The 4,570-nt window shown below is 66.6% G+C and carries 3 protein-coding genes and 1 pseudogene; 1 reads left to right on the top strand and 3 read right to left on the bottom strand.

Annotated features, from left to right (window positions below; translation table 11 throughout):
• Nucleotides 1-527: pseudogene (locus VF662_RS04085) on the bottom strand (porphobilinogen synthase); the annotation flags it as partial.
• Nucleotides 528-567: 40 nt separating this feature from the next.
• On the opposite strand from VF662_RS04085, the gene VF662_RS04080 reads away from it, so the two are divergent.
• Nucleotides 568-1,497 (top strand): YegS/Rv2252/BmrU family lipid kinase, encoded by a 930-nt coding sequence (locus tag VF662_RS04080; protein WP_464137969.1) that lies wholly within the window; start codon nucleotides 568-570, stop codon nucleotides 1,495-1,497.
• Here VF662_RS04080 and VF662_RS04075 read toward each other — a convergent pair.
• Both VF662_RS04075 and VF662_RS04070 read right to left on the bottom strand, forming a co-directional pair.
• On the bottom strand, nucleotides 1,494-2,954 hold the full coding sequence (locus tag VF662_RS04075) for an MATE family efflux transporter (RefSeq protein ID WP_464137968.1): 1,461 nt from the start codon (nucleotides 2,952-2,954) through the stop codon (nucleotides 1,494-1,496). The genes VF662_RS04080 and VF662_RS04075 overlap by 4 nt on opposite strands.
• Before the next feature lie 181 nt (nucleotides 2,955-3,135).
• The coding region (locus VF662_RS04070; RefSeq protein WP_464137965.1) for a class I tRNA ligase family protein at nucleotides 3,136-4,570 on the bottom strand (1,435 nt) is incomplete at its 5' end.

The following is a 4,570-nucleotide window of genomic DNA, read 5'->3' as shown; positions in this document are numbered from 1 at the left end:
CCGTCCATCATGTCCGAAGGCGCGACGATGTCCGCGCCGGCCCTCGCCTGCACCAGCGCCTGCTCGACCAGAATCGCGCTGGTCTCGTCGTTCAGCACATATCCGGCCGCATCCGTAACCCCGTCATGGCCGTGCGAGGTATAGGGATCGAGCGCTACATCCGTGAGCACTCCGACCTCGGGCGCGGCATCCTTGGCGGCCTTGATCGCGCGGCAGATGAGGTTGTCCGGGTTGAGCGCCTCGCTCGCATCCTCGGTCCGGAGCTCCGCCGGCGTGTTCGGGAAGAGCGCGATGCACGGGACGCCGAGCGCCCGCGCTTCCCGCGCCCGATCGGGGATCAGGTCGAGGCTCCAGCGCGACACGCCGGGGAGGCTGGCGATCGGCTCCTCCTGCCCTTCCCCGCCGGTGATGAAGATCGGCCAGATGAGGTCCGACGGCGTCAGCACGGTCTCAGCCACCATCGCGCGCGCCCAGGCCGAAGAGCGGCTGCGGCGCATGCGCATCGCGGGGAAGGAAGCGGAACTCATCGCCGCCGGCTCTAGCGCGGCCGCTCCACGCTGAAAAGTTGTGGATACGTTTGGCCTGAGGACGGTTCTCGATTTCGTGCACGCAACGAAACCCGTTCCCAAACAAGCCGTCCTGATCGTCAATGCGCATTCGCGCAAAGGCCAGGACCTGTTCCGCGAGGCGCGAGAGAAGATCGAGGCGGCCGGAGTGACGCTGATCGCCGCCCATGCGGTGAAGGACCCGAGCAAGCTCAACGAAACCGTCCGGGGAGCCGTGGGCGACGGTGCTCCGATGGTGATCGTCGGCGGCGGCGACGGCTCCCTGTCCGGCACCGTCGACGACGTGGTGGGCCGCGACTGCGTGTTCGCGCTGCTTCCGCTCGGCACCGCAAACAGCTTTGCAAGGACGCTCGGCATCCCCCTCGACCTCGACGGGGCGATCGACGTCATCGCCAATGGGAGGCGGCGGCGGGTGGATCTCGGCGTTATCGACGGCGACTATTTCGCGAACGCGGCCTCGATGGGCCTGTCGCCGATGATCGGGAACACGGTGCCGCACAAGCTGAAGCGTTATCTCGGCGTGTTCGGCTATTTGATATGGGCGACCTGGTGCCTGATGCGGTTCCGCCCCTTCAAGCTATCGGTCGACAACGGCAGCGAGAAGCGCACGATCTGGACGACCGAAGTCCGCATCTTCAACGGCCGCTTCCACGGCGGCGTCGAGCTTGCCGAGGACGCCGAGGTCGACAGCGGCGAGATCGTCCTCCAGGCCGTGGTCGGCCGCTCCATGCTGCGGCTGATCTGGGACTGGTTCGCCAAATATTTCAAGCTTCCGGCACGCCAGGCGGTGAGCGAGGAGATCAGCGGCAAGCGGCTGCTGATCGACACCAAGCCGCGCCTCCCCATCTCGATCGACGGCGAGGTGCTCGCCAAGACGCCCGCAACCGTCGAGATCGCCCACAAGGCGATCGAGGTAGTGGTGCCCGCCTAACCTGACGGGTTGAGCCGCCCGCCCGGCTCGGTGGAAGCGTTCGCCTCCTCGATCGAGTCGTCCAGCCCGATCGGCGCGCCTGCCCCCATCCCGCCCTTTCGCCAGCCGCCGTGCAGGTAGAAGGCGATCGCGAGCACCATGTTGACCGCGGAGGCGACCGGGAAGCTCAGCCAGAGGGCGTCCGCTCCGAGCGAGGCATGGAAAAGCGCCGCAAAGCCGAGGCGGACGGGGAAGAGCCCGATCGTCAGGATCAGCAGCGGGCCGATCACCGCCCCGTTTGCCCGCACGGTGCCGAACAGCACGAGCGTGATGCCGAACAGGAGGAAGCTCCAGGTGGCAAGCAGATGGATGTGCCGCGCGATCGGGAGAGCCGGGCTGTCGCCGCCGAGGAACAAGGCGAGCGCCGGCCGGTCCGCGACGATGAGGATGGCAACGAGCGCGGCCGTGATGAGGAGCGTGAAGGCGACGCCGGCGCGCGTGACGGCGCTCACACGGTCCCATCTTCCGGCGCCGATATTCTGGGCCACCATCGCGCTCACCGCGCCGCCGAGCGACATTGCCGGCATCTGCACGTAGGTCCAAAGCTGCATCGCCACGCCGAAGGCGGCGGTCGTGTCCACGCCCTCGCGGTTGACGAGCCCCAGCATCGCCAGCGAGGACGCGGAGATGACGATCATCTGCAGTCCCATCGGCAGGCCCTTCAGCACGATCACCTTGAGGAGCGCAGGATCAGGCTTGAGATAGCCGAGCTCCGGTCCACGCAGCCGCAGCGGCAGATCGCGGGCATAGATGTAGATGAGCATGCCGATGAGGGCCGTGTAGTTGGCAATGACCGTCGCGGTGGCCGAACCGGCGATGCCGAGCCGGGGCGCGGGGCCGAACCCGAGGATGAAGACCGGGTTCAGCCCACTGTCCAGCACCGCGCTGAGAATCATGAACCAAAGCGGCGTCAGCGCATCGCCGCTGCCGCGAAGCGCCATCATCAGCATCACCATCACGAGCATGCTCGGCATGGCGAAGAAAATGACCCGGAGATAGGCAAGCGCCAGCGGAGCGGCGCCGCTCGGAGTGCCAAGCAGCTCTAGAAGTGCAGGCGCGAAGACCCACCCGGCCGCGGTGAGCAGGATCACGAACAGGAGGAATGCACCGATCGCTGTCCCGATTATGCGCCGCGCACCGTCCACATCCTTGCGGCCGAAGGCTTGGCCGATGAGGATTGTCGAGGCCATCCCGAAGCCGAATACGAAGGCCATCAGCAGGAACATCACCAGGTTCGCATTGGATGTTGCCGCCAGCGCGTTCTCGCCAAGGAAGCGGCCGACCCAGATGGCGTTGATCGAACCGTTCAGCGATTGAAGGATGCTCGAGATGAGCATCGGCATGGCGAAGGCGAGTAGCGCCGGCGCGATCGGGCCGGACGTGAGATCCCGTCCCCGAGGCGGTGCGCCGCGAGCCATGCGGTTCAGGCCACTCCCGCGGGCCGGAAGTTGACACGAAGTTCACACCCAGGAGCCACCCTGACCATCATCCTTTTACCGTGGCGCGCAGGATGACGTGGATCGAGCAGAGCATGTGCATGAGGTACCCTCGCACAGGCGGGCGGGTGTAGGAAAGCCCTTTTTTGCCGATATGGTTCGATTACCCAAGCCGCGCCAACGCCGCCCGGTACTTCTCCGCGTCGGAGGCCTTTTCCGCATAGTCCGCCCGCGCCTTCTCCACCGCCTCGGGCTTGGCGCGCTCGACGAAGCTGGGATTGCTGAGGCGTCCGGCGAGCGCATCCCGCTCCTTCTCCGCCGCCTGGAGCGCTTTGCCGAGCCGGGTGCGCTCCGCCTCGATATCGATGACGCCTTCGAGCGGGAGGACGAAGGTGGCTTCGTCCACCACCACCTGAGCGGCGCCGCCTGAAGCTTCACCATCGCCGATCGTCTCGATCCGGGCGAGGCGCCGGACTGCCGCTTCGTTGCGCTGGAGCCGCTGCGCGGTCCGCGCATCGGCATCGCGGACGTGGAGCGCCAGCCGGGCGCCCGGCGGCACTCCGAGTTCGGTCCGGGCGGCGCGGATTCCGCCGACGAGCCTGATCAGCCAGTCGATCTCCGGCCCCGCCTCGGGATCGAACGCGCGTGCGTCGGGCATCGGCCACTTGGCAACGATGAGGTCGTACGGCCGCTCGCCCAGCGCGTGCCAGAGCTCTTCCGTGATGAACGGCATGAACGGGTGGAGCATGACCAGGATCTGGTCCAGCACCCAGCCCGCAACCTCCCGCGTCTCATCGTCGATCTGGCCCCTCTCGTCTCCGGTCGAGACAGGCTTGATCAGCTCAAGATACCAGTCGCAGAAGCTGGCCCAGACGAAATGGTAGATGGTGTTGGCGCTTTCATCGAAGCGGAAGTCCGCCATCGCGAGGTCGAGCGCCTGAACGGTCCGAACCGTCTCGCCGATAATCCAGCGGTTGACTGCCAGTTCGGCGAGCGGCGGCTCGATCGCCTTGGAAGCGCCGATGCCATTGGCCTGGCAGAAGCGGGCGGCGTTCCAGAGCTTGGTCGCGAAGTTGCGATAGCCCTCGATGCGCTTTTCATCCAATTTGATGTCGCGGCCCTGGCTTTCCATCGCCGCCAGCGTGAAGCGGAGCGCATCCGCGCCGTAGCGATCGATGAGGCCGAGGGGATCGACGGTGTTCCCCTTCGACTTCGACATCTTCTGCCCCTTGGCGTCGCGGACGAGGCCGTGGAGGTAGAGCGTCTTCCAGGGCTTCTCGCCCATGAACTGGAAACCCTGCATCGCCATGCGGGCATCCCAGAAGAAGATGATATCGAAGCCGGAGATGAGGACGTCGTTGGGGTAATGGCGCTTCAGCGCCTCCGTCTCCTCCGGCCAGCCGAGCGTTCCGAACGGCCACAGGGCCGAGGAGAACCAGGTGTCGAGCACGTCCTGGTCGCGGCGGAGCGGGCGGTCGCCGGCTTCGGCGCGCGCTTCCTCCTCCGTCTCCGCGACGAAGACATCGCCCCGGTCGTCATACCAGGCCGGGATCTGGTGGCCCCACCAGAGCTGGCGCGAGACGCACCAGGGCTGGATG

This window comes from Allosphingosinicella sp., from assembly GCF_036387215.1.
Lineage (GTDB): Bacteria > Pseudomonadota > Alphaproteobacteria > Sphingomonadales > Sphingomonadaceae > Allosphingosinicella.
The sequence above is the reverse complement of the archived record's forward strand: the minus strand, read 5'-3'. Positions and strand labels throughout refer to the sequence as shown.